The organism is Streptomyces arenae (assembly GCF_022343545.1).
Lineage (GTDB): Bacteria > Actinomycetota > Actinomycetes > Streptomycetales > Streptomycetaceae > Streptomyces > Streptomyces humi.
This window is the reverse complement of sequence record NZ_JAKQYH010000033.1, coordinates 1-22,905: the sequence shown is the minus strand read 5'-3', so window position 1 is coordinate 22,905 and position 22,905 is coordinate 1. Positions and strand designations below refer to the sequence as shown.

General features: G+C 68.5%; 19 protein-coding genes and 4 pseudogenes. 16 read left to right on the top strand and 7 right to left on the bottom strand.

Going from position 1 to position 22,905, the window contains the following annotated elements:
* Window positions 1-116 precede the first annotated feature (116 nt).
* Window positions 117-800 (bottom strand): amidohydrolase family protein, encoded by a 684-nt coding sequence (locus tag MB828_RS14885; protein ID WP_301648557.1) that lies wholly within the window; start codon window positions 798-800, stop codon window positions 117-119.
* Here MB828_RS14885 and MB828_RS14880 point away from each other — a divergent pair.
* Window positions 775-1,489, top strand: a pseudogene (locus tag MB828_RS14880) (IS5 family transposase); the annotation flags it as partial. The gene MB828_RS14885 and the pseudogene MB828_RS14880 overlap by 26 nt on opposite strands.
* Here the strand turns inward: MB828_RS14880 and MB828_RS14875 are convergent.
* Entirely contained in the window at window positions 1,443-1,841 is a 399-nt protein-coding gene (locus MB828_RS14875; RefSeq protein WP_301648556.1) for a hypothetical protein, read from the bottom strand. The pseudogene MB828_RS14880 and the gene MB828_RS14875 overlap by 47 nt on opposite strands.
* A 154-nt stretch (window positions 1,842-1,995) precedes the next feature.
* Window positions 1,996-3,186 (bottom strand): annotated as a pseudogene (locus tag MB828_RS14870) (IS110 family transposase).
* A gap of 295 nt (window positions 3,187-3,481) precedes the next feature.
* On the opposite strand from MB828_RS14870, the pseudogene MB828_RS14865 reads away from it, so the two are divergent.
* The 9 genes and pseudogenes from MB828_RS14865 to MB828_RS14825 all read left to right on the top strand — a co-directional run.
* Window positions 3,482-3,727, top strand: a pseudogene (locus MB828_RS14865) (transposase domain-containing protein); the annotation flags it as partial.
* Window positions 3,728-3,957: 230 nt separating this feature from the next.
* Entirely contained in the window at window positions 3,958-4,824 is an 867-nt protein-coding gene (locus tag MB828_RS14860; protein ID WP_301648555.1) for an IS4 family transposase, read from the top strand.
* A 248-nt stretch (window positions 4,825-5,072) separates the two neighbouring features.
* Complete coding sequence (locus tag MB828_RS14855; RefSeq protein WP_301648554.1) at window positions 5,073-6,326, top strand: flavin-containing monooxygenase; 1,254 nt, start codon at window positions 5,073-5,075, stop codon at window positions 6,324-6,326.
* Window positions 6,327-6,336: 10 nt separating this feature from the next.
* Window positions 6,337-6,807 (top strand): RidA family protein, encoded by a 471-nt coding sequence (locus tag MB828_RS14850; RefSeq protein ID WP_301648553.1) that lies wholly within the window; start codon window positions 6,337-6,339, stop codon window positions 6,805-6,807.
* Window positions 6,804-7,478, top strand: a complete 675-nt coding sequence (locus MB828_RS14845) for a DUF1028 domain-containing protein (protein WP_301648552.1) — start codon at window positions 6,804-6,806, stop codon at window positions 7,476-7,478. Before MB828_RS14850 ends, MB828_RS14845 begins: the two co-directional genes overlap by 4 nt.
* Entirely contained in the window at window positions 7,475-8,632 is a 1,158-nt protein-coding gene (locus MB828_RS14840; RefSeq protein WP_301648551.1) for a M20 family metallopeptidase, read from the top strand. The genes MB828_RS14845 and MB828_RS14840 overlap by 4 nt, the downstream gene beginning before the upstream one ends.
* The gene (locus MB828_RS14835) at window positions 8,629-10,056 is read left to right on the top strand and encodes an aspartate ammonia-lyase (RefSeq protein ID WP_301648550.1); all 1,428 of its coding nucleotides are present in this window, start codon (window positions 8,629-8,631) and stop codon (window positions 10,054-10,056) included. The genes MB828_RS14840 and MB828_RS14835 overlap by 4 nt, the downstream gene beginning before the upstream one ends.
* 65 nt (window positions 10,057-10,121) lie before the next feature.
* Window positions 10,122-11,489, top strand: coding sequence for an MFS transporter (locus tag MB828_RS14830; protein ID WP_301648549.1), 1,368 nt, complete (start codon window positions 10,122-10,124; stop codon window positions 11,487-11,489).
* Window positions 11,490-11,529: 40 nt separating this feature from the next.
* Window positions 11,530-12,459 (top strand): LysR substrate-binding domain-containing protein, encoded by a 930-nt coding sequence (locus MB828_RS14825; protein WP_301648548.1) that lies wholly within the window; start codon window positions 11,530-11,532, stop codon window positions 12,457-12,459.
* Window positions 12,460-12,524: 65 nt separating this feature from the next.
* On the opposite strand, the gene MB828_RS14820 is transcribed toward MB828_RS14825, so the two are convergent.
* Complete coding sequence (locus MB828_RS14820; RefSeq protein ID WP_301648547.1) at window positions 12,525-13,142, bottom strand: TetR/AcrR family transcriptional regulator; 618 nt, start codon at window positions 13,140-13,142, stop codon at window positions 12,525-12,527.
* A 242-nt stretch (window positions 13,143-13,384) separates the two neighbouring features.
* Between MB828_RS14820 and MB828_RS14815 the strand changes: the two genes are divergently transcribed.
* From MB828_RS14815 to MB828_RS14805, 3 genes are all read left to right on the top strand, one after another.
* Entirely contained in the window at window positions 13,385-14,857 is a 1,473-nt protein-coding gene (locus tag MB828_RS14815) for an aldehyde dehydrogenase (RefSeq protein WP_301648546.1), read from the top strand.
* 70 nt (window positions 14,858-14,927) lie between these two features.
* The gene (locus MB828_RS14810; protein WP_301648545.1) at window positions 14,928-16,280 is read left to right on the top strand and encodes an aspartate aminotransferase family protein; all 1,353 of its coding nucleotides are present in this window, start codon (window positions 14,928-14,930) and stop codon (window positions 16,278-16,280) included.
* A 124-nt stretch (window positions 16,281-16,404) separates the two neighbouring features.
* Window positions 16,405-17,910 carry an APC family permease gene (locus tag MB828_RS14805; protein WP_301648544.1) on the top strand — a complete coding sequence of 502 codons (1,506 nt, stop codon included), beginning with the start codon at window positions 16,405-16,407 and terminating at the stop codon, window positions 17,908-17,910.
* Between the two features lie 48 nt (window positions 17,911-17,958).
* On the opposite strand, the pseudogene MB828_RS14800 reads toward MB828_RS14805, so the two are convergent.
* From MB828_RS14800 to MB828_RS14785, 3 genes and pseudogenes are all read right to left on the bottom strand, one after another.
* Window positions 17,959-19,058, bottom strand: a pseudogene (locus MB828_RS14800) (RecQ family ATP-dependent DNA helicase); the annotation flags it as partial.
* A gap of 428 nt (window positions 19,059-19,486) precedes the next feature.
* Window positions 19,487-19,717: a hypothetical protein gene (locus MB828_RS14795; protein ID WP_430381383.1), complete on the bottom strand. Its 231-nt coding sequence runs from the start codon at window positions 19,715-19,717 to the stop codon at window positions 19,487-19,489.
* A 126-nt stretch (window positions 19,718-19,843) separates the two neighbouring features.
* Window positions 19,844-20,245: a hypothetical protein gene (locus MB828_RS14785; protein ID WP_301648543.1), complete on the bottom strand. Its 402-nt coding sequence runs from the start codon at window positions 20,243-20,245 to the stop codon at window positions 19,844-19,846.
* Window positions 20,246-20,359: 114 nt separating this feature from the next.
* Between MB828_RS14785 and MB828_RS14780 the strand changes: the two genes are divergently transcribed.
* The 3 genes from MB828_RS14780 to MB828_RS14770 all read left to right on the top strand — a co-directional run bounded on the left by MB828_RS14780 (window position 20,360) and on the right by MB828_RS14770 (window position 22,809).
* The gene (locus MB828_RS14780) at window positions 20,360-20,779 is read left to right on the top strand and encodes a PP2C family protein-serine/threonine phosphatase (RefSeq protein WP_343236168.1); all 420 of its coding nucleotides are present in this window, start codon (window positions 20,360-20,362) and stop codon (window positions 20,777-20,779) included.
* Between the two features lie 950 nt (window positions 20,780-21,729).
* Window positions 21,730-22,494 (top strand): transposase family protein, encoded by a 765-nt coding sequence (locus tag MB828_RS14775; RefSeq protein WP_301648542.1) that lies wholly within the window; start codon window positions 21,730-21,732, stop codon window positions 22,492-22,494.
* A gap of 69 nt (window positions 22,495-22,563) precedes the next feature.
* Window positions 22,564-22,809 (top strand): DUF2283 domain-containing protein, encoded by a 246-nt coding sequence (locus tag MB828_RS14770; protein ID WP_301648541.1) that lies wholly within the window; start codon window positions 22,564-22,566, stop codon window positions 22,807-22,809.
* Window positions 22,810-22,905 lie beyond the last annotated feature (96 nt).

The following is a 22,905-nucleotide window of genomic DNA, read 5'->3' as shown; positions in this document are numbered from 1 at the left end:
AGCGCGAGGCTCTAGGACGCTGGGCCATCGTCAGCGCGTGGGCGGCATCGCTGTCGGCCATGCGGATCAGGTGGGCTCCCGCGCTCTTTGCCAGTGCGTCCACCTCGCCAAGCCTGTCAACACTGATGGACGAGTTCACCGCCGACGTAGACGCGCTCCACCTGAGCCCGCGCGAGGGCGTCGACGTCGCGGATGTCCCGGTCGAGGACGACGAGGTCGGCGAGCATGTCGGGGGCGATGCGCCCGACCAGGTGGTCGAGGTGCAGGGAGTGCGCGGCTCCGCTCGTATAGGCCGCGAGGGCCTGTTCGAGGGTGATGCGCTCCTGGGGTTCGAGGGGTACGGTCCGTGACTCCTCGTCGCCGTGGATGTCGCGCGGCGGAGCGGTCCGCGTCACCGCGGTGTAGCCGCCCATCAGCGGATCCGCGCTCGTGACGGGCCAGTCGCTGCCCGCCGCGAGCCGGGCGCCGGCCTGTACGAGTGTCCCGAACGGGAAGTGATGGGCGGCGCGTTCCTCGCCGATCAGGGGCAGCTTGTGCTCGACGACCTCAGGGTCGCGCCGAGCCCATAGCGGCTGGATGTTCGCGGTGACCTCCAGCTCGCGGAACCGGGCGGCGTCGGCCGGGTCCAGCAGATCGACATGGGCGATCTGATGGCGTCCGACCGACGGGCCGTTCTTTTCGCGCGCGTACTCCACGGCATCCAGACGTCGTTTCCTTTGGCGTGATCGTTCGTTGAGCCGTGCATGACGGTTCTGGTTGAGCGGTTGGTGCCGGAACCGCGAATGCCTCGCAGCGATCATCTTCGTAGCCACCTCTGGGTGTACCTGGAGGCAGTTGCCCCGGTCTTCGGGCCGGCCTGGCCGACGGTCTACCGACGTTTTGCCCAGTGGAGCCGGGACCGGGTCTGGGCAAGACTCCACCGCATCGTCCTAGACGAGCTCGGCGCTCGCGGTGAGCTGGACTGGTCGCGGTGCGCGATCGACTCCGTCAGCCTCAGGGCAGCAAAAGGGGGCCACTGACCGGACCGAATCCGACCGACCGAGGCAAGAACGGATCGAAAATCCATCTCATCACCGACCGCAACGGCCTGCCCCTGTCGCCGGGCATCTCCGGCGCCAACATGCACGACAGCCTCGGCCTGAAGCCGCTGGTGTGCGGGATCCCGCTGATCCGCTCGCGGCGCGGCCCGCGTCGCCGGCGCCCGGCCAAGCTCCACGCCGACAAAGGCTACGACTACGACCACCTGCGCCAATGGCTGCGCAGGCGGGGCATCCGTCATCGCATCGCCCGCAAAGGCATCGAGTCCTCGCAGCGGCTGGGCCGCCACCGCTGGGTCGTGGAGAGAACAGTGTCCTGGCTGGCCGGATGCCGACGCCTGCACCGCCGCTATGAACGCAAAGCCGAGCACTTCCTCGCCTTCGTCGGCGTCGCCGCAGCCCTCATCAGTTACCGCCGCCTTGCGCAGTATCGCGTCGCAGCAGGCCGGTGAGCCGGCCCATCCAGCTCCTGCGCGGCTTGTTATCTCTTTCCATCAGAAATCGCGCTGTCTGTAGCGGGTCAAGCGGGGGCCGACCTGCCTGATGGCGGTGCCAGTAGCGGGCCACTCTCTGCTCCAGGTTGCTCAGGTCCACGACGTCGGTTCTGGCCAGAACGACCGACCCTTCTGGGCCTTCGGGGGCCGACAGCGTCAACACGCCACCGTCTGAGGAGTACGCCGCTGTGTACTCACCTTCATCTACGTCTATCGCCTCGATCCAGTTCGTAGCGTGGACGAAGGACTCGAAGACGAGGAGGTCCTCGTCGCGGTCGAAGACGAGCACGGTGTCAGGACGGAGTTCCATAGGGATCACTGTCGCAGTCCCATTCATCGTGCTGCGACCAAAATAAACGATGTCTTACGGAGAGCTCTTCCGGCCTGGTTGAAGCCGGTGCTCAAGCCCCTCATCAGCGGTCCGTCGATGCCTCCGGACCCGGTGACACCTCCTCATGTTGTTGTCAAACCGCAGCTGTGACGCTGGATTCTGATTGGTAGATCTTTCGGTCACGGATCATGGCGAACAGGACGTTGACGCGACGCCGGGCGAGCGCGAGGACGGCGTGCTTGTGTGTCTTCTTCTCGGCCCGCTTGCGGTCGTAGAAGGCCCGGGACTCGGGGCAGGTGCGGATGCTGATCATCGCGGAGCGGTAGAAGACGCGTTGGAGGCCGCGGTGGTAGCGGCGGGGGCGGTGCAGGTTGCCGTTCACGTTGCCGGAATCGCGGGGGACGGGCGCGACGCCTGAGAACGCGGCGAGCCGGTCTGCGCTGGGGAACCGAGACAGGTCACCGCCGGTGGCAGCGAGGAACTCGGCGCCCAGCAGCGGTCCGATGCCGGGCATGCTGGAGATCACTGGCGCGAGCTCGTGCTGGCGAAATCGGGCTTCGATGAGTTTGTCCAGCTCGTGGATCTTCTCGTGGAGACCGAGCAACTCCAGCGCCAGGTCGCGGACCACGTGGGCGATCGCAGCCTCGCCGGGAAGTCGCGTGTGCTGTCGTTCCGCAGCCTCGACAGCGGCGGTGGCCAGGTCCTCCGCGCTGCGGGTCTTGCGGTTGCGTAGCCATGTCGTCAGCCGCCTGCGGCCGAGACGTCGTAACGCGGCCGGCGTCTGGTAGCCGGACAGCAGCACCAGCGGTCCAATGCTCGTCAGTTCCAGGGCATGCTCCAGGGCCGGGAAGATGCTCAGCACCTGCGCGTGCAGCCGGTTGGTCTTCCGCGTGCGTTCCTTGACCAGATCGGCCCGACGGTCCGTCATCACCCGCAGTTCGGCGGTCAGCTCGCTTTCTGGGGTCAGGACGTGGAGGTCGTGGCGCATACGCGCCTGATCAGCGATGACCCGGGCGTCCTACGCATCGGTTTTGCCCAGGCCGCGGTAGCCGGCCGATGCCCGATTCACCGCGAGGCCGGGCAGATAGACGACGGTCTGCCCATGGTTGAGCAGGAGGTTGACCAGCAGGGAAGCCATGCCGTCGGCTACGTCGACGGACCACATCACATCCTCACCGAGCGCCAGCACCTCGCTGACGAGACGCAGCAAGTCCGACTCGTCGTTGACCACCTTCCGGGACAGCAGTACCTCGCCATCGTTGTTCAGGACAACGGTGTGGTGGTGAGCCTTGCCGATATCGGTTCCCGCCCAGTTCCAGGCCATAGCTCCTCCGGTCGTTCGACGTACTTCGTACATCCGGACGACCCCTCCAGCATGGTCCTACTCAGCGATACCCGCGGGCCCGCAGCTCCTCATCAGTGGTCGAGTCGTCGTGCGGCCCCGGGCGGCCAGGTGTCACAGGAACCATTGAAGGCAACCACCCCCAAGCCATACCCGGGGCCACTGGATCCTCCGGACCGTACGACAGCCCATCCGACCCATCAACAACGTAGGACCACCCCCCGGATCATGAACAACAATGCCGTTGCTTTTGAGGCTGTCGGCCGGTTGAGCCGGTGTGCTGATATCCCGTCTGGAGCGGCTGGAGCTGGGCATCTTGACCCGGTCGTGCCCGCCAGAGCTGGTGGACCGGGTGGTCGGAGAGGCCGGTCGCTCGGAGAAGCGCCGGCGTCTGTTGTCCGCCCGGTTCACGGTGTACTTCGTGCTGGCGATGTGCTTGTTCCCACAGGCCGACTACCTGGAGGTTCTGCGCCTGGTGAAGGCCGGAGACCCAGGACTGCGGTCCTGGACCGGGGTCAACAAGTCCTCGCTGACCAGGGCCCGGCAACGGCTGGGATGGACCATGATGCAGGAACTGTTCCGGGCCGTGGCCCGGCCACTCGGCAGGGAAGACGATCTCTTCCACGGACTGAGGGTGCTGGCCCTGGACGGGACACTGCTGGCCGTGCCGGACTCCGCGGCGAACAACGACGCCTTCGGCAAGTCGGGATCAGCGCGCAGTCCGATGGGTATCCGCAGGCCAGAGTGGTCGCGGTGGCCGAGTGTTCCTCCCATGCCGTGCTCGATGCCGTGGTCGGCGGGTTCAAGGAGTCCGAGCGGATCGTCTCCGACGCCCTGGGCGCCCATGGCGGGACTGGCACGCTGTTACTGGCCGACCGCGGGCTGTGGGGTCTGGCCCGTTGGCACAGGCTGCGGGACCAGGGCACGCACCTGCTGTGGCGGATCGAGCGACGCAAGGCCCGCCGAGTGATGGACGTGCTGCCCGACGGCAGCTACCTCGCCCGGATCGAGGCGAACAAGCACAGCAAGGCGGCCGGAACCGTCAAGGCACCACCGGCCCTGATCCGTGTGATCGAGTACCGCGTCGACGGCCAGGCCGACATCGTCCGGCTGATCACCAGTCTCACCGACCACGGAAAGTACCCGGCCGCCGAGCTGGCCGCGCTCTACGCCCGGCGCTGGGAGATCGAGCTGGTCTTCGACGAGATCAAGACCCACCAGCGCGGCAGACCGGTTCTGAGGTCGCAGACACCGGACGGGGTGCGGCAGGAGATCTACGCGCACCTGATCGTCCACCATGCCACCCGGGACCTGCTGAACGAGGCCGCCAGGCTTCACCGGAGCACCGCCGAGCGGACCTCGTTCACCAGGGCCCTGCACGTCGTCCGCCGCATGGTGACCTCACCGAGCGGCTTTCCCCCCTCCGCCCGCAGACGGGACCGGCACCTCGGGCTAGCCGAGATCGGCCGGAGTCTGTTACCCCGCCGTCGGTCCCGTGACTGCCCCCGCAAGATCCGCTCCTGCATCACCCCGTACGGCAGCAAGGCCCCTGGAGAGCCCGCAAGCCACCGCCGCTCCCCGGTCGTCATCACGCTGAATCACCAATGGCACGACCACTAAAGCAACGGCATTGTCATGAACAACAAGGGGGGGAAGTCATGCCGGACCCGAAGGCCAGAGGCCCCGTTGCGGAGCCACGAAGACGGTAACGGGGGGGGAGCTCTTCGGAAGCGCTGGATCGGAAAATTCGATCGCCTTCAACGGAAACGTCTGTTGGACAGATTTTCGGCCACGTTCAAGGATGTTCGCAGCGGTAGCACAGTCGATGTGACACCGGGACGGACTACCGCCTGAGTGGAGGCTGAACGGTGAGTGAAGAGACTGAAGTGGTCGTCGTCGGGGCGGGGCAGGCGGGTGTGGCCATGAGCGAGCACCTGGGCGCTCTCGGCGTGCCGCACATCGTGCTGGAACGGCATCGGATCGCCGAGCGGTGGCGTTCGGAGCGGTGGGACTCCCTGGTCGCGAACGGCCCGGCGTGGCACGACCGGTTCCCGGGTCTTGAGTTCTCCGACGTCGCCCCGGACGGCTTCGCCTCAAAGGACCAGGTCGCGGACTACTTCGTCGCGTACGCCGAGAAGATCGGCGCCCCGGTCCGTACCGGTGTCGAGGTCTCCTCGGTGCGCAGGCACACCGGGCGGCCCGGCTTCCGGGTCGAGACGTCGCAGGGGCCGATCGAGGCGCGCTACGTCGTGGCCGCGACCGGACCGTTCCAGCGGCCGGTGTTTCCGCCCATCGTTCCCGACGGTGCCGTGCCGGTGCAGATCCACTCCAGTGGTTACCGCAATCCGCAGCAGCTGCCCGAGGGCACGGTGCTGGTAGTGGGGGCCGGTTCCTCGGGAGTGCAGATCGCCGACGAACTGCGCAGGTCCGGCCGCCGGGTCCTGCTTTCCGTCGGTCCGCACGACCGCCCGCCGCGGGAGTACCGCGGGCGCGACTTCTGCTGGTGGCTCGGGGTGCTGGGCCGCTGGGACGCGGAGACGCCGCCGCAGGGTGCCGAGCACGTCACGATCGCGGTCAGCGGCGCCCGCGGCGGCCACACCGTGGACTTCCGGGCCCTCGCCGCCGACGGCATCGAACTCGTCGGCCTGACCGCGTCCTACGACGACGGCGTGCTGCGCTTCGCACCGGACCTCGCCGACAACATCGCGCTCGGGGACGAGAAGTACCTGGAGCTGCTCCAGGCGGCCGACGCGTACGTCGAGCGCAACGGGCTCGACCTGCCCGAGGAGCCCGAGGCCCATGTCCTCGGGCCTGACCCGGCGTGCGTGACCGAGCCGCGGCTGGAGCTCGACCTGGCCGAGGCCGGTGTGACCTCGATCGTCTGGGCGACCGGCTTCGCCGCCGACTACGGCTGGCTGGAGGTTGACACGTTCGACGAGAAGGGGCGGCCGGTACAGCGACGCGGAGTCTCCGCCGAGCCCGGCGTCTACTTCCTCGGCCTGCCCTGGCTGTCCCGCCGGGGGTCGAGCTTCATCTGGGGTGTCTGGCACGACGCCCGCTACGTCGCCGATCACATAACGACCCAACGCGGCTACCTCGCCCACAGCAGCACGGACAACTGAGGAGCAATCGATGACCTCCACCACTGAGGGCCCCAAGCCGAAGGCTCCGATCGTCGCCGGTGGGCACACCCGGATCCGCCCGTTCAACACCCGTGTCACCTACCCCGAGCAGAGCCTCGACAACGACCTCTGTCAGGCAGTCGTGGCCGGCGACACCGTGTACGTGCGCGGTCAGATCGGCCAGGACCTCGACACCAGCGAGTCGGTCGGCATCGGTGACGCCGAGGCACAGGCCGAGCAGGCGATGGCGAACATCAAGATGCTGCTCGAAGAGGCGGGCAGCCGGATGGAGCACCTGGTCAAGCTGACGATCTATCTGATCGATCCGCGCTACCGGGAAGCGGTGTACCGCACGGTGGGCCGCTGGACCAAGGGCGTGCACCCCATCTCCACCGGCCTGGTGGTGTCCGCCCTGGCCCGCCCCGAGTGGCTGTGCGAGATCGACGCCGTCGCCGTGATCCCGAAGGGGGAGCGGGCATGACCTTCTCCCTCGTGGTCCGCGACGGCGAGCGGTTCGGCATCGCCGCCAGCTCGTCGAGCCCGGCGGTGGCCGCACGCGTCGTCCATCTGCGGCCCGGTGTGGGCGCCGCCACCTCCCAGAACATCACCGACCCCACACTCGGCACCAGCCTGCTCGGCGCGCTCGCGGAGCACGGCGACGCGGAGCGCGCCCTGGCCGAGGTGACCGGCTCGGCGCGCAACGAAAACACCATCGCGTACCGGCAGTTGACCGTACTGGGCCGCTCCGGCCCCGGGTTCGCCTTCAGCGGTTCGCAGACCCTCGGCACCCACGCGACGGCCACCGCGGACGGAGCGGTGGCGGCTGGGAACATGCTGTCCGGCACAGGCATCCCCGATGTCCTCCTGGACGCGTACGCCACCGCCACGGGGGAGCTGGAGGAGCGGCTGCTGGCCGCCATGAAGGCGGCCATCGAGGCAGGCGGCGAGGAAGGGCCGGTGCACTCGGCGGGGATGGCGGTCGTCGCGGACGTGGGCTGGCGGGTGACCGACCTGCGGGTGGACTGGGCCGACGACCCGATCGACCGGCTCGGCGATCTCCTCGACGTGTGGCTGCCGCAGCGGGACGACTACGTCACGCGCGGCCTCGACCCCGCCACTTCACCCTCCTACGGCGTACCGGGGGATCTGTGACGATCACGCTGAAGGAAGCTGCCCGCCAGACGGTCGGCCGGCACGCCGAGGAGCTGATCGGTCTGTCCGAGCGGCTGCACGCCGACCCGGAGACCGCCTGGGAGGAGCACCGGGCCGCGGCAGCTGTACCGGAACTCCTCGACCGCGCCGGATTCGACGTCACCTCCGCCTACCTGGGCCTCGACACCGCCTTCCACGCGCAGTTCGGCAGCGGGCCGACACGGATCGCGCTGTGCGCCGAGTACGACGCGCTGCCCGGTCTCGGGCACGCCTGCGGACACAACCTCATCGCGGCGAGCTCCGTCGGCGCCGCTCTGGGCCTGGCCGCCGTCGCGGACGACGCCGGACTCACGGTCGAGGTCTACGGCACCCCGGCCGAGGAGGGCGGCGGCGGCAAGATCGACATGCTGGACCGGGGCGCCTTCGCCGGGGTCGACCTCGCGATGATGGTGCACCCCGCGCCGGTCGACGTAGCCGAGGCACGCCCCTTCGCGGTCAGCCACTCCAAGGTCTCCTACACCGGCAAGTCGGCGCACGCCGCCGCCTACCCGGAGGCCGGGATCAACGCGGCCGACGCTTTCACCGTCGCCCAGGTCGCCATCGGCCTGCTGCGCCAGCAACTTCCGTCGTCGGCACGCGTACATGGCGTCGTCACACACGCGGGGGACGCTCCGAACGCCATCCCGGAACGGGCTACGGGACGTTGGTACGTCAGGGCCGAGACGCTCGCCGAACTGGCGGAACTGGAGCCGCGCGTCATGCGCGCCTTCGAGGCCGGCGCCCTCGCCACCGGCTGCGATCTGGAGATCGAGCCGGAGAGCAAGCCGTACGCGGAGTTCCGCACCGACGAGACCGCCCTGGGCAGTTACCGGCTCAACGCGCTCGCCCTGGGGCGGGAGTTCGCGCCGCCCGGCCAGGCAGCGCGCATGAACCGCGCCTCCACCGACATGGGCAACGTCTCCCAGGTGGTGCCGGCCATTCACCCCTACATCGGCATCGGCTCGCTGCCCGCCACCAACCACCAGCACGAATTTGCCGCGTACTGCGTGGGCGGGCAGGCCGAGCGGGCCCTGCTCGACGGGGCGATCGGGCTCGCCTGGACCGGTGTCGACCGTGGCGCGTCTGGCACGCCAAGCGGGGGAGCGACGGCATGACGAGGGCACTTACCGCTGTGAGCGGTGACCGTCGCACGGAGCACGACATGCTCGGCGACATCGCCGTACCCGAGGACGCCTACTACGGCGTACACACCGTCCGGGCGCTGGCCAATTTCCCCATCACAGGGGAGACCCTCGCCGCGCGCCCTCATCTGGTGAGCGCGCTTGCTGCGGTGAAGCAGGCCGCCGCCCTGGCGAACGCCGACGTCGGAGCACTGGACGGCACACTCGCGTCGGCGATCACACAGGCCTGTACGGAGATCCGGGACGGCGCGCTGCACGACCAGTTCGTGGTCGACCTCATCCAAGGCGGCGCCGGTACGTCGACCAACATGAATGCCAACGAGGTGATCGCCAACCGCGCCCTGGAATGGCTCGGCAAGAGGCGTGGCGAGTACGCCGCCCTGCATCCCCTGGACCACGTCAACCTCGGGCAGAGCACCAACGACGTCTACCCCACCGCTGTGAAGCTGGCGCTGGACGCGCACATCGGTGAACTGCTGTCCGCCCTGGCCCGCCTCCGGGAGGCCTTCGCAGACAAGGCGGCCGAGTTCGCCGACGTCCTGAAGATGGGGCGTACGCAATTGCAGGACGCTGTGCCCATGACGCTGGGCCAGGAGTTCGGGGCGTTCGCCGCCACTCTGGCCGAGGACGAGCTTCGCCTCGCGGAGGCCAGGCTGTTGCTGCACGAACTCAACCTCGGCGGTACCGCGATCGGTACGGGCCTCAACGCCCGCCTAGGCTACCGCGAACGCGCGGTGGACCACCTGAGCCGGCTGACGGGCATCCCGACGCTGGTGTCCTCGCCCGACCTCATCGAGGCCACTCAGGACGTCGGTGTATTCGTCCAGCTGTCAGGAGTGCTCAAGCGGGTCGCCGTGAAGCTCTCCAAGATCTGCAACGACCTGCGTCTCCTCTCATCGGGGCCGCAGGCCGGGCTCGGTGAGATCAACCTTCCGGCCCGCCAGGCCGGTTCGTCCATCATGCCGGGCAAGGTGAACCCGGTGATCCCCGAGGCGGTCAATCAGATCGCCTTCGAGATCATCGGCAACGACGTGACCGTCACACTTGCCGCAGAGGGCGGACAGCTGCAGCTCAACGCGTTCGAACCGATCATCTACCGGAGTCTGAGCGCCGGACTGGACCACCTCGCGGCGGGAATCACGGTGCTCACCGAGTCCTGCGTCCGCGGCATCACCGCCAACCGGCAGCGGCTCGCCGAGACTGTCGCCGCCTCCACGGGTCTGGTCACTGCGCTCAGCCCCGCGATCGGCTACGAGACAGCCTGCGTCATCGCGCTGGAGGCGCACCACTCCGGGAGACCGGCACTCGATCTCGTGCGCGAGCGCGCACTGCTGACCGAGGCAGAACTCCACACACTGACCAGCCCGGCCTTCCTGACCGGCCCGCCCGCCCCCTGAGGGCCCGAAGCCGACGGCACCCGCACGGTTCCGGCTTCTTCCCCCGTCCCTCCAAGGAGACGCGCATGCTTATTCGAGACACCGACGCCACGGCCCAAGAGCCAGAGGTGACCACCGACGCCGTCGCCCTGCGCAGAAGCGTCGCCGCCGGAGCCGTCGGCGTGTTCGTGCACTGGTTCGACTGGGCTGCGTACGCCTATCTCGCCAGTACGGTCGCGGACGTGTTCTTTCCGTCGGACGACGGAACCACCGGGCTGCTCGCCGTCTTCGGCGTGTTCGCCGTGTCCTTCGGGATCCGGCCGGGCGGTGCCATGGTGTTCGGACCGCTTGGAGACCGGATCGGCCGCAAGCGCACCCTGTCGCTCGTCATCTTCATGATGTCCGGGGCGACCCTGATCATCGGGCTGTTGCCCGGGTACGCCTCGATCGGGGTCGCCGCACCGATACTGCTGGTCGTGCTGCGTCTGATCCAAGGCTTCGCCGCCGGCGGTGAGTTCGGCAGCGCGGCCAGCTTCCTGGCCGAGAGCGCCCCGCGCCGGCGCCGTGGGTTCGGAGTCAGCTGGCTGGAGGTGGGCTCCCTGCTGGGATTTCTCGCCGGGTCCTTCGTCTTCCTGCTGCTCTCCACAGGTCTCGACGACGCCCAACTGGCCTCGTGGGGCTGGCGCATCCCCTTCCTCGTCGCCGCGCCGCTCGGTGTCATCGGCTACATCATCCGCAACAAGATCGAGGACACCCCCGAGTACCAGGCGCTCGAAGCCAACGACATGGTCCCGCGCAGTCCCGTGCGGGAACTGCTGCGCACCCACAAGCGGCAGCTGCTCCAGGCGGCGGGCCTGATGGCGGCCATGCACGTGCCGTTCTACGCCGTGCTGACCTACCTGGTCACCTACGAGACCGACCACCTGGGACACACCGCTGACAGCGCCGCTCTGCTGTCCACCGTCATCTCGCTGCTCGGCCTGGTGCTCGTGCCGCTCTTCGGCAGGCTCTCCGACCGCGTGGGGCGCAAGCCGGTATTCGTCGGCGCGACCGCGGCTCTGCTGGTGCTCTCCACCCCGTCCTTCCTCCTCATGCGGACCGGACTCACCGGAACCTGGATCGCCGGACTGCTGCTCGGCGCGATCCTGGCCGCGATCCTCGGCACCTACGCGGTGTGGTCGGCGGAGATCTTCCCCACCCGTACAAGGCAGAGCGGACTGTCCATCGCGTACAACATCACCGCGGCTCTGTTCGCCGGCACCGTGCCCTATCTGATGACCGTGCTCATCTCCGCGACCGGCAGCACGCTGGTGCCCGGTCCTTACCTGATGGTGTTCGCCGTCGGTGGTCTGGTCGCGGCTCTGTCCCTCAAGGAAACCGCAGGATCCCCCCTGTTGCGTCCCGAGGACAAGTCCGACGCGTCCGTCGACAGCGACCAGACGACTTCCGCATAGAGTCGGGCACGGAATGAGTCAGCAGGCGCAGGGGTCTCGTATGACGTCACCGGTGGGTTTCACCCTCGTTCAGCTCCGTTACTTCCTGGTTGCCGCTGAGCGCGGTTCGGTCACGGAGGCGTCGCTGGAGCTCCACATCGCGCAGTCGGCGGTCTCCACGGCCATCTACAACCTGGAGCAAGAGCTCCAGGTGCAGCTGTTCATCCGCCGTAGAGGCCGAGGCCTCACCCTGACACCCGCGGGGGAGAGGGTCCAGCAGCAGGCGTATGAGCTTCTGGCCCGCGCCCGGGAGGTCGAACGGGAGGCGCGAGGGGAGGGCGAGGGCTTCTCGGGACCGGTGGCCGTCGGCTGTTTCGTGACCCTGGCTCCGTACTACCTGCCGCCGCTGTTGAGCGAGTGCACCAGACGTTACCCGGACATCGAGATCGAGGTGCTGGAAGAGGAGACGGACCAGCTAGTCCAGGCCCTCGGCGCGGGGCGGATCGACTTCGCCCTCACGTACGACCTCGGTCTGGCACCCAGGACGGAACTGCACAGCGAGACCATCGCCCGTGCCCCCGCCTATGTCATCGTCCCGGCCGACCACCCGCTGGCCGGCCGGGAGACAGTGGAACTGTCCGAGCTGTCCGCGGAACCCCTCGTCCTGCTCGACCTGCCCCACAGCCGGGACTACTTCAGCTCCCTGGTGGCCGCCACTGGCACCGCCCCCGACGTGCGCTACCGGACCAATAGCTACGAGACCGTGCGCTCCCTCGTGGCTCGTGGCGTCGGCTACTCCGTGCTGAACCAGCGCCCGGCGACCGCCCAGACCTACGGCGGCGGCGAGATCGCGACACTGGAACTGCGCGACGACAGCCCTCCGCTGGAGGTCAAGCTGGCTTCCGTGGAGGGAATGACCATGACCGCCCGAGCGCGGGCTGTCATGGAACTGCTGAGGGAGATCGCGGCCGCCCGCGACCCGAGCCGCTGACCAGGCCACGGACCGGCCGGCATGAGGCATCATGCGATGCCTCGTGCCGGCCGGTCGGCGTGGCATCACAACTCGGCGCACTCCGTCACCGCACGTGCGTGGGCCATGATCAGCTCGCGGGTCCTGTCCGGCCGTAGAGCCGCGTTGTGGCTGACGACGTGCAGGCCGTACCCGTCCTCCAGCGCGACGAGTCCGTGTGCCAGATCCTGCGCGCTCGCGGTGAGGGTGAAGACGCCGGTCGCCGCTCCGACCTCCAGTGCGGTCGTATAGAGGGCGACCTCCCTGGCGAAGAGCGAGGTCATCAGCTCGGCGTGGCCGGGGCTGCAGCCGGCACGCCGGTGCAGTTCGTACAGCAGCCCGTGCACCGGATCATCCGCTCCGCCGGGCAGTCCACTGTGGAGCAGCGACCGCAGCCGGGTGACGGGGTCCGGAGCGGGCGCCTCGTCCCAGGCTCGCTGGCGTGCGGCGACGAAGCTCTCGACCGCTTCACGGTGGACCTCCAGCACCAGGTCGCCGAGCTCGGGGTAGTAGTACAGCACCGAGCCCTGAGAGACGCCCGCCGCGTCCGCGATGTCCTTGATGCGCAGGCCTTCGAGGCCGCGCTGTGCGATGGCCTGCCCCGCGGCGGAGACCAGGGCCTGCCTCCGTGCCGTCTGGTTACGTGGTCTACCGGCTTTGCTCATGGTGGTTAATTCTCTGTTACTCGGAACGGTTTCAGCAAGAAGTTTCTGACGAGAGCATTGACGGCTGGTTCATCAATTGTTTGAATTTCGACTCAAAGAAATCGACGAGGGGGCTCATCACCGAGTCGCCCCGCCTCCCGTTCGCGCCCGCCACTGCGAGGCGGCGCCCTGGGGGCAGATCGCATGAGCTCCGGACGGGTTTCGGTTCGCTCAGGTCCCCCGACATAACCGAAGGCCACAGCATGACGACGCATTCGCACTGGCTGCAGCGTGCCGCCGCCCTCTCGCCACGTACACGCCTGTTCGTCGACGGTGCGTGGGCCGACCCGGCCGACGACCAATGGCTGCCCACCGTCAACCCGGCGACGGGCAAGATCACGGCCCAGGTGGCGGCCGGTTCGGCAACCGACGTTGACCGCGCCGTGCGCGCCGCCCGTACCTCCTTCGAAGACGGCCGCTGGTCGCGCACCGCCCCCACGGAGCGCAAGCGTGTCCTGCTCGCCCTCGCCCGCCTCATCGAGGAGAACGGCGAGGAACTCGCCCTGTGCGACACCCTCGACATGGGCAAGCCCATCACGGAGTCCTACGGCACCGACGTGCCCGGCGCGGCAGGCGTCTTCGCCTGGTACGCGGAGGCCCTCGACAAGCTGTACGACGAGGTCGCCCCGGCCCCGCCCGGCAGCCTCGCCCTCGTGCGCCGTGCCCCGCTCGGCGTCGTCGGCGCGGTGGTGCCCTGGAACTTCCCGCTCGACATCGCGAGCTGGAAGCTGGCGCCCGCCCTGGCCGCGGGCAACAGCGTCGTCCTCAAGCCGGCCGAGCAGTCACCGCTGTCCGCACTGCTGCTGGCGGAACTCGCCGCCGAGGCCGGGCTGCCCGACGGTGTGCTCAACGTCGTGCCCGGCCCGGGGGAGACGGCAGGCCGCGCACTGGGACTGCACCCGGACGTGGACACCCTGGTCTTCACCGGCTCCACCGCCGTGGCCAAGCGGTTCCTCGCCTACTCGGCCGAGTCGAACATGAAGCAGGTCTGGCCCGAGGCCGGCGGCAAGAGCCCCAACGTGGTGTTCGCCGACGCCGACCTGGAGGCGGCCGCGGAACGCGCCGCCTGGGGTTTCACCTACAACGCCGGGCAGGTCTGCTCGGCCAACACCCGACTGCTGGTCGACGCGTCCGTCGCCGACGAGTTCACCGCCCGGGTAGCCGAACACGCCCGCGGCTGGCTGCCCGGGGACCCGCTGGACCCCGCGACCCGGCTCGGTCCGCTGGTCGACGAGGCCCAGGTGGAGCGCATCCTCGCGGCGGTGGAAGCCTCGGGCGGCACCCTCGTATGCGGCGGTACACGCCCCGACCGCGAGGGCGCCTACCTCGATCCCACCGTCGTCACCGGCCTGGGTCCCGACGCGCCGCTCGTGCGGGACGAGGTGTTCGGACCCGTGCTGACGGTCGTGCCCTTCCGCGACGAGGCCGAGGCCGTCCGCCTGGCCAACGACTCCGCCTATGGCCTGGCCGCCTCCGTGTGGACCCGCGACCTCGCCCGCGCCCACCGCGTCGCCGATGCCCTGCACGCGGGCACCGTCTCGGTGAACACCGTCGACGCGCTCAGCCCGTTCACCCCGTTCGGCGGGTTCAAGCAGTCGGGCCACGGCCGCGACCTCTCGCTGCACTCCTTCGACAAGTACACCGGCCTGAAGACCACCTGGATCGACCACTCGTGACCTCCGGACCTCAACGGCCCCAGCTGCCCTGCATTGCCCGCCTCCCGCAACCGACAAAGGACGCACGGACATGACCCTCGACGCCGCAGATCTGGTCCGGCTGGACCGCTCCCACATCATCCACCCGTACCTGCCGGGCAGCGCCACCGAGCGCGTCATCATGACGGAGGGCGACGGCTGCCGCCTGACAGATACCGACGGCCGCAGCTATCTCGACGCGACCGGTGGCCTGTGGCTCGCCCAAGTGGGCCACAGCCGGGCCGAGCTGGCCGATGTCGCCCACGAGCAGATGAAGAAGCTGGAGTACTTCACCAGCTTCTGGGAGTTCTCCAACGACCGCGCGATCGCGCTCGCGGCCCGTCTCGCCTCACTGGCTCCCGACCCGCTCAACCACGTGTACTTCACCTCCGGCGGTTCGGAAGGCAACGAAGCCGCGATCAAGATGGCCCGCTACTACCACCACCACCGCGGTGAGAGCAGCCGCACCTGGATCCTGGCGCGCGACAAGGCCTACCACGGCGTCGGCTACGGTGGCGGCTCGGCCACCGGGTTCCCGGTGTACCACGAGGGCTTCTCGCCGATGGTGCCGCACGTCTCGCACCTCACGCCGCCGTGGCCGTACCGCACCGAGCTGTACGGCGGCGAGGACCCGACCGACTTCCTCATCCGCGAGCTGGAGGAGCGCATCGCGGAGATCGGCGCCGGGAACATCGCCGCGATGATCGGCGAGCCGATCATGGGCGTCGGCGGCATGCTCGTCCCGCCGGCCGACTACTGGCCGCGAGTGCGCGAGGTCCTCGACCGGCACGGCATCCTCCTCATCTTCGACGAGGTCGTCACCGCCTACGGCCGCGTGGGGGAGTGGTTCGCCGCCCAGTACTTCGGAGTCACCCCCGACATCATCGTCACCGCCAAGGGCATCACCTCCGGCTACGTCCCGCTCGGCGCCCTCCTCGTCGGCGACCACGTCGCCGAGGTCCTCCTGCGCGACCACGGCTTCCCCATGGGCTACACCTACAACGGCCACCCGGTCGCCACCGCCGTCGCCCTCGCCAACCTCGACATCATCGAGAAGGAGGGCCTCCTCGCCCGAGCCACCACCCTCGGCGCCACACTCCACGCCGAACTCCAGTCACAGCTGGGCGAGTTGCCGGTCGTCGGTGAGATCCGCTCCGTCGGCATGATGCTCGCCGTGGAACTCGTCGCCGACCGCGCCACCCGCACCCCGCTGCCCCTGAACCCGGACCGGATGCCGCACGACGTCATCCGCCGCGACACCGGTGTCATCGTCCGCGACTCCGCCCACAGCCTCGTCCTGTCCCCGCCGCTGATCATGACCGAGGCCGAGGCCAAGGAAGCGGCATCGGCCCTGCGCGGTGTCCTGGAACGCACCGAGCCCACCGGCGAGATCCGCCCCGCCTGATGCCCGTCGGAGGCCCGGCCCATGCCGGGCCTCCCCGGACCGCTCCACCCGACACGGACCCCACACCGTCGCCGCGCCCGCACGCGCCCCTTCCGCAGTCCCCTCCCCTCCCAAGGAACTGCCCGTGTCTTCCGACCTCTCAGCACCAAGCAACGCGCAGGCCCAGCACGACGCCACCCCGCTGCGGCGCAGCCTGAAACGCTTCGACATCACCGCCATGGCCATCGCCGCGGTCATCTCCTTCGACACGGTGGGCCAGATCGCCACCGGGGGCGGCGAGGCCGCCACCTGGACCGCGGTCATCGCGGTCTTCTTCCTGATCCCCTACGCCCTGCTCTTCGCCGAGACAGGCGCGGCGTTCCCGCAGGAGGGCGGCCCCTACGTGTGGGTCAAACTCGCCTTCGGCCGCCCGGTCGCGGCACTGGCCACCCTCTTCTACTGGGTGACCAACCCGATCTGGCTCGGGGGATCACTAGTCTTCCTCGCGGCCGAGACCTGGGACGGCTTCGTCTTCTCGCTGGGATCGGGCACCTTCGCCGACTATGTCTTCAAGCTTTCGTTCGTCTGGATCGCCATTCTCACCGCCGTCGTGTCCCTGCGCCGCGGCAAGTGGATCACCACCGCCGGTGCCGCGATGAAGGTCCTGGCCCTGGCGCTGTTCACGTTGACCGCCGTGCTCTACGGGGTTGAGCACGGCTTCCGGGGCCTGGAGGACGCGCACTTCAGTCCGACGCCGGCAGGCTTCCTCGCACTCGTCCCCATCCTGCTCTTCGCCTACGTCGGCTTCGAGGCCCCCAACGCCGCCGGCGAGGAGATGCACGACCCGCAGCGCGACGTGCCCACAGCCCTGGGGCGCTCCGCAGCCGTCGCGGCATGCTGCTATCTGCTGCCGGTCCTCGCGCTCCTGGCTGTCGTTCCCGCGGACAAGATGACGGGCATCGGCGGATTCATGGAGGGCGCCCGACTCGTCTTCGGTGTCTACGGCGCGGCCTCCGGTCCTCTGCTGACCTGCGCCGGGGTGATGTTCGCGTTCGCCCTCCTCACCCAGGGCAGCGCCTGGATGATCGTCAGCGACCGCATGCAGGCCATGGCGGCCGCGGACGGCGGGTTCTTCTCGCGGTCGCTGGGCGCTTTCCACCCTCGGCTGGGAACTCCCGTCCGCACCAACCTGCTGTCCGGGGCGGTCGCGACCGTCTTCATGCTCGCCGCCATGCAACTCGCGGACGGTGACGCCGGAGCCGTCTTCGCGGTGGTCCTCACCGTGGCCGTCACCACTCTCCTGCTGTCCTACCTGGTGATCATTCCTGCCCTGGTGGCACTGCGGATCCGCAGGCCCGACATCACGCGCCCCTACCAAGTCCCCTTCGGGAACCGGGGCTTCATGGTGTGCGCCGTGCTGGTCTACGCCTGGATTCTCACCGGCTCCTGGTCCGCTCTCTTCCCCGGCGTCCTGGAAGGCCTCGTAGGGATCGACTATTCCTTCCAGGACACCTGGGGAGTGTCACGCCTTTCGTTCGAGGCGTTCACCCTCGGCACAGTGTGTGTGCTGCTGCTGATCGGGACCATCGGCGTGCGGGCCGCTCGCCGCAAGCGGAACTCGCCGACCGAGTCCGGCCCGGCCCACTCCTAGACGGCTCGGGGCAGATCGACCTTGATGTCGTCACGGCTGGTCTGCCCGGCTTCGCACCCTGTCGTCTCCGAGTTGCGGAAGACGGTCCCGTCCTGCGGCGAAGAAGCGTTGCGGACCCAGGTCCTGCGGGCGGTAGGCGAGGATCGCCCTGGCCGGTGCGCCGTCGCGGCCGGCCGGCCGATCTCCTGGTAGTAGGCGTCGAGAGAACCGGGGACGGACACGTGCAGCACGAATCGTACATTCGCCTTGTCGATGCCCATCCCGAACGCCGAGGTCGCCACGACCACGTCGAGTTCACCGGAGCTGAACCGGTCCTGGGTCTGGCGGCGTTCGGTGGGGGAGAGGCCCGCGTGGTAGCCGGCGGCGGACAGCCCGAGGCCGCTCAATTGCTCCGCATAGCTGTCCGCTGCCTTCCGTGTTCCGGCGTACAGGATTCCCGGCTTCTGCTCGATGGCCGCCCGCTCCACGACGAACCGCTCCTTGGCGGCCGCGTCCTGAAAGGCGGACACGTCCAGGTGGATGTTGGGACGGTCGAAGCCAGCCACTATCTCCACCGGGTCGTTCATGCCGAGACGTTCGGCGATGTCGCGTCGCACCGGGGCCGCCGCGTTCGCGGTCAGGGCGAGCACCGGCGGATTGCCGAGCCGCTCCCGCGCGTGCCGCAGCCGCGGGTAGTCCGGCCGGAAATCGTGCCCCCAGGACGATACGCAGTGTGCTTCATCCACCACCAGCAGCCGGGGACGGACGGCGGCGATCCGGTCTGTGACATCCGGTTTGGCGAACTGCTCAGGAGCGAGGAAGACCACGTCGACCGAAGAGGCACCGATGCGGGCCCATGCCGTCTCGTTGTCGCTCTGACGCTGCGCGGAGTTGATGGCGGCGGTGCGCAGCACGCCGGATGCCAACAGGCTCTGCATCTGGTCCCGCTGAAGCGCGATCAGCGGCGAGACGACCACGACTGGACCACCGAGCAGGACGGCGGGCACCTGGTACACGGCGGACTTGCCCGCGCCGGTTGGCATGACGGCGAGTACGTCACGCCCCTTCATCACGGCTTTCATCGCGGTCAGTTGGGCAGGACGCAACCGCTGCCAGCCGAAGACCCGACGCGCGGTGCCGCGCAGACGCCGGGACGTGAGTGTGAGCATCGTTCTCCTTGAAGCGTGAGCGTCCAACCGCTGGGTGTCTGGCGGCTACCCCGGTTCGCCGGAATATCGCCTCGCGCGATTCGGTCGCCCTTGACGAGATCTGAGGACCCGTCAGCTCGATGTGTGTCTCGTCGATCTTCGTGCAGGGGTGCGCGACATGCGGCTCTTCAGGGGAAGGGAGAGAAGATCACTGGCCGCGCGAGGCTCCGGGCCGAGGGTGTCCGCCGGGCCTGACCACTACGCCGACTGCTGTCAGGGCCAGAGCCACGACCACGCGGCCCGCTCGCTTCGCGCCGAGAGGAGACCATCCGAGCTGCCCGGCGAGGCACACAAGGCAAAGGTCGGCGCCGGGCCGCCTCCTGTGGCGGGTGCGACCCGGCGCGGTAACCGGAGGCAGGCTGAATGACGGGAGGCTGGCTCCGGTCACGTCATGGGTCTCGCCGGTGGTGCGGTGAGGTCAGGTAGTGCTGCCGGAGGAGTTCCTTACCGTAGTCGTTGCCGTTGGGGGTGCGGATGATGGAGTGGACATGCTTCTGGGTGGGGGTGCCGCCCTGGGTCGCGCCGTAGGCACCGGCCAGCGGACCCGGAGCCTGGCACTCGACCTCGACCCAGACGACGGGCGTCGTGGAGCAGGCCTTCGCCCTGCTCCACCAGTTCAAACGCCTCGCCGTCCGCTGGGAACGCCGAACCGAACTCCACGACGCCTTCGTCTTCCTTGGCCTGCTGCCTCATCTGCTGGAGACGGCTGAAGAAGCACCGACCATGATCATGGAACGAGCTGCTGGCTACACCTCACACCACTTACCCAGAGGGCCGGCCGCCTGCGTCTGGGTGAACTCGTGCACCAGGTTCCACGCTCGATCGATATCCAGGACAAAGGCGCCCGTGAACGCAGCGTGGTCGTCCATGATCGGCACTTCGACCTCGGCACCCGAGGGTACCGAGCCGTCTCCTACGAGCAGAGACATCCGCTCAGCGTCACTCATCAGATGGACGACCGCGTAATCATCTCGGAAGGCCAGGATCAGCACCGGGAACTCCCTGTCCAGCAACCGAACCTCGACGTAGCCCTGTCCATGCGAACGCAGGTCGTTGAAGCGGTCCGACAAATCCTCCACGTCTGAACGTCTCTTAACCGGATGGAACAGTCCGGAATCCGGCGACGTCGCCGCCCACACCACGCTCACCCAGACCCTCTTCCCCGCACAGGTCACTACCCCTACGCACCCGCCGCCACCGCCGAAGTCGGCTGCGACTGGTACGACAGCTTCCCCCTGCCAAACGGCAGCACCACCATGATCATGGGCGACGTCACCGGCCACGACCTACGCGCCGCCATCACCATGAGCCAGCTGCGCACCATGCTGCGCGGCATCGGCTGTGACCGCCAAGAACCCCCCGGGCGCATCCTGCACCGCCTCGACCTCGCGCACGAAATCCTCTATCCGCAGGCCACAGCCACATGCCTGTACGCCCTCCTCGACCAGGACGACGACGGCGGCTGGACGATCACCTACTCCAGCGCCGGCCACCCGCCACCCCTGCTGGTCACCCACGAAGGCGACACCCACTACCTCCGAGGCGGCCGCGGCCTTCTCCTCGGTGTCGACCCCAGCCTCCCGCGCCACCACGCCACCGAAACGCTGCCCGCCCGTTCCACCTTGCTCATGTACACCGATGGCCTCATCGAACGCCGTGGCGAAGACCTCGCCCAAGGGTGACCCGCCTACGACAACACGCCGCCGCCCTCGCCCGCGAAGACCTCGACACCTTCTGCGACGAACTCCTCGCCGGCATGGCCACCGACCACGCCGACGACATCGCCCTCCTTGTCGCACGAACCCCGACCAAGTCCCAGCGACTCACGTGCCCCCGACAGGCAGTCAGTGCCGCTGGCCGGTCTCGGACGACGGGAGGGCGAGCCGAACGGCTGCCCCGGCAAGCGCTACCTCGACTGGTCACGGTGCCACACGACGCCCTGGGGCCGCCTCCGGCGCCGGGCTGCTCCGCGGCCCGGTCAGGGCCGCCTCCGGCGTCCCGCAGCCTGCTATAACTTCCGACCGCGTAGCGGCCGGTGAGGTCGCCGAGCAGGACCAGGTCGGCGGCGGCCCTGGGGAGGGAGGCGAGTCCCTGCAGCGCGGTGTGGTGGCCTGCGACTGCCTCTGGCGGGGAGAAATCCGGACGTGGAGCCGACGGGGAGTAGTGCGGATGGGTTGTGGGGTGTGGCATTCTGGGGTCGTCCCAAGGACATGGACGCCACCCAGGCCCGCTAAAACCAGCGGTGGTGTCCGGAACCGACCTCCAATCGGTGCCAGCGAAGCCTCCAGGATTGCCGTCCTGGGGGCTTTCGTGCGCTCTGGCACCGGTCGGAGGCAGGCGTCACCATCGCGGCTCGACCGGAGACGCACGAGAGGCCTGCCAGAGTCGTCACCCTGGATCCGAACCGGTCAACGCCGGTCGCTCAAAGGGCAGTTTGGGAGGCCGATGCCTCTGACTGCCTCTGAGCGATCCAGGTCGAACCGGGGTCGAATCAGAGCGATTTCCTCTGACTGAGGCCTTTCCAACCTGGTTGCGTAGCATGTCGGTTGGTTGAGGACGGCGTTGAGGAAAAGGTGAAGCTCCTGGTAGATGGGTTGTCGACCAAGATCAACCTGTCCGCCCGGAGCTTCACGTGCTTGTCTACCCATCGGGGATCGATCTGTCCACCTCGACCCTGCGCTACTTGTCCGGCCTACTGAGAGCCCGGCGGCGTGAGCGCGGCACGCGCTGGCGCCGCCTGACCGCGGACCGACAGGCTCTGCTCGCGCTGGCTCATCTGCGCTGCGGGCACACGTACGCCCAGCTCGCGGCCGGCTTCGGGATTGGGCTGGCCACCGTCTACCGGTACATCGTCGAGGCGGTTGAGGTACTGGCTGCCCTGGCCCCCACCCTCCCGCAGGCCATGACCGTCGCCGCCGGCAAGGCATTCGTGATCCTGGACGGCACCCTGCTGCACATCGACCGCATTGCCGCCGACCGCCCCTACTATTCCGGCAAGCACAAGCGCCACGGCATGAACGTTCAGGTCATCGCCGACGCGTTCGGACGCCTGATCTGGGTGTCACCTGCCCTGCCAGGTGCCGTCCACGACATCAAGGCCGCACGCACCCACGGCATCATCGAAGCGCTCACCCAAGTCGGCATCCGGACGTGGGCCGACAAGGGATATCAGGGAGCCCAGGGGACGATCCGGGTGCCTTACCGGGGCCGCTGGAGCAGGCTCCCAGCCGGGAAGCGGGCGGTGAACTCCTCCCACGCCAGGATCCGAGCCGTCGGAGAGCAGGCCAACGCCACGCTGAAGAGCTGGCGGCTCCTGCGCAAACTCCGTTGCAGCACCACCCGCATCACCGACATCGTCAAGGCCGTCCTGGCCCTGCACCTCGTCACGGGAGCCTGAGATCGCTGCTGCCGGAGGCATGGACAAGGACATCGCCGCCATCAGCGACAGCAAGGGAGACCACTCACCGTGACAGATGTCAGAGTCACCTACGACAAGACCGTCAACGCAGCGTACGTATACCTCACCGAACCGCAGGCCCGCGTGAAGTCCGCGCGCATGTATCCCTGCGATCCAGTGGACGTCGACGGCATGATCAACCTCGACTTTGACGAGCAGGGCCGCCTCATCGGCATCGAGGTGTTGGCGGCCAGTTCGAAACTGCCCGAGTACCTACTCCAGTCCGCGAAGCGACTTGACACCGAAGGTGCATGACCAGCCGAGCACCACGCTCGCGGCGAACAGGTTGGAAAAGGCTCCTTGACTCGGTCATTGAAACTCCACCGACCTGTCGAAGCGTTCTCTGCGGGC

Excerpts from the sequence above, each read along its gene's own strand:
- MB828_RS14835 (WP_301648550.1), top strand. The coding sequence starts at position 8,629 with ATGACGAGGGCACTTACCGCTGTGAGCGGTGACCGTCGCACGGAGCAC.
- MB828_RS14820 (WP_301648547.1), bottom strand. The coding sequence starts at position 13,142 with ATGAGCAAAGCCGGTAGACCACGTAACCAGACGGCACGGAGGCAGGCC.
- MB828_RS14875 (WP_301648556.1), bottom strand. The coding sequence starts at position 1,841 with ATGGAACTCCGTCCTGACACCGTGCTCGTCTTCGACCGCGACGAGGAC.
- MB828_RS14845 (WP_301648552.1), top strand. The coding sequence starts at position 6,804 with ATGACCTTCTCCCTCGTGGTCCGCGACGGCGAGCGGTTCGGCATCGCC.
- MB828_RS14815 (WP_301648546.1), top strand. The coding sequence starts at position 13,385 with ATGACGACGCATTCGCACTGGCTGCAGCGTGCCGCCGCCCTCTCGCCA.
- MB828_RS14885 (WP_301648557.1), bottom strand. The coding sequence starts at position 800 with ATGATCGCTGCGAGGCATTCGCGGTTCCGGCACCAACCGCTCAACCAG.
- MB828_RS14780 (WP_343236168.1), top strand. The coding sequence starts at position 20,360 with ATGGGCGACGTCACCGGCCACGACCTACGCGCCGCCATCACCATGAGC.
- MB828_RS14830 (WP_301648549.1), top strand. The coding sequence starts at position 10,122 with ATGCTTATTCGAGACACCGACGCCACGGCCCAAGAGCCAGAGGTGACC.
- MB828_RS14825 (WP_301648548.1), top strand. The coding sequence starts at position 11,530 with ATGACGTCACCGGTGGGTTTCACCCTCGTTCAGCTCCGTTACTTCCTG.
- MB828_RS14850 (WP_301648553.1), top strand. The coding sequence starts at position 6,337 with ATGACCTCCACCACTGAGGGCCCCAAGCCGAAGGCTCCGATCGTCGCC.
- MB828_RS14810 (WP_301648545.1), top strand. The coding sequence starts at position 14,928 with ATGACCCTCGACGCCGCAGATCTGGTCCGGCTGGACCGCTCCCACATC.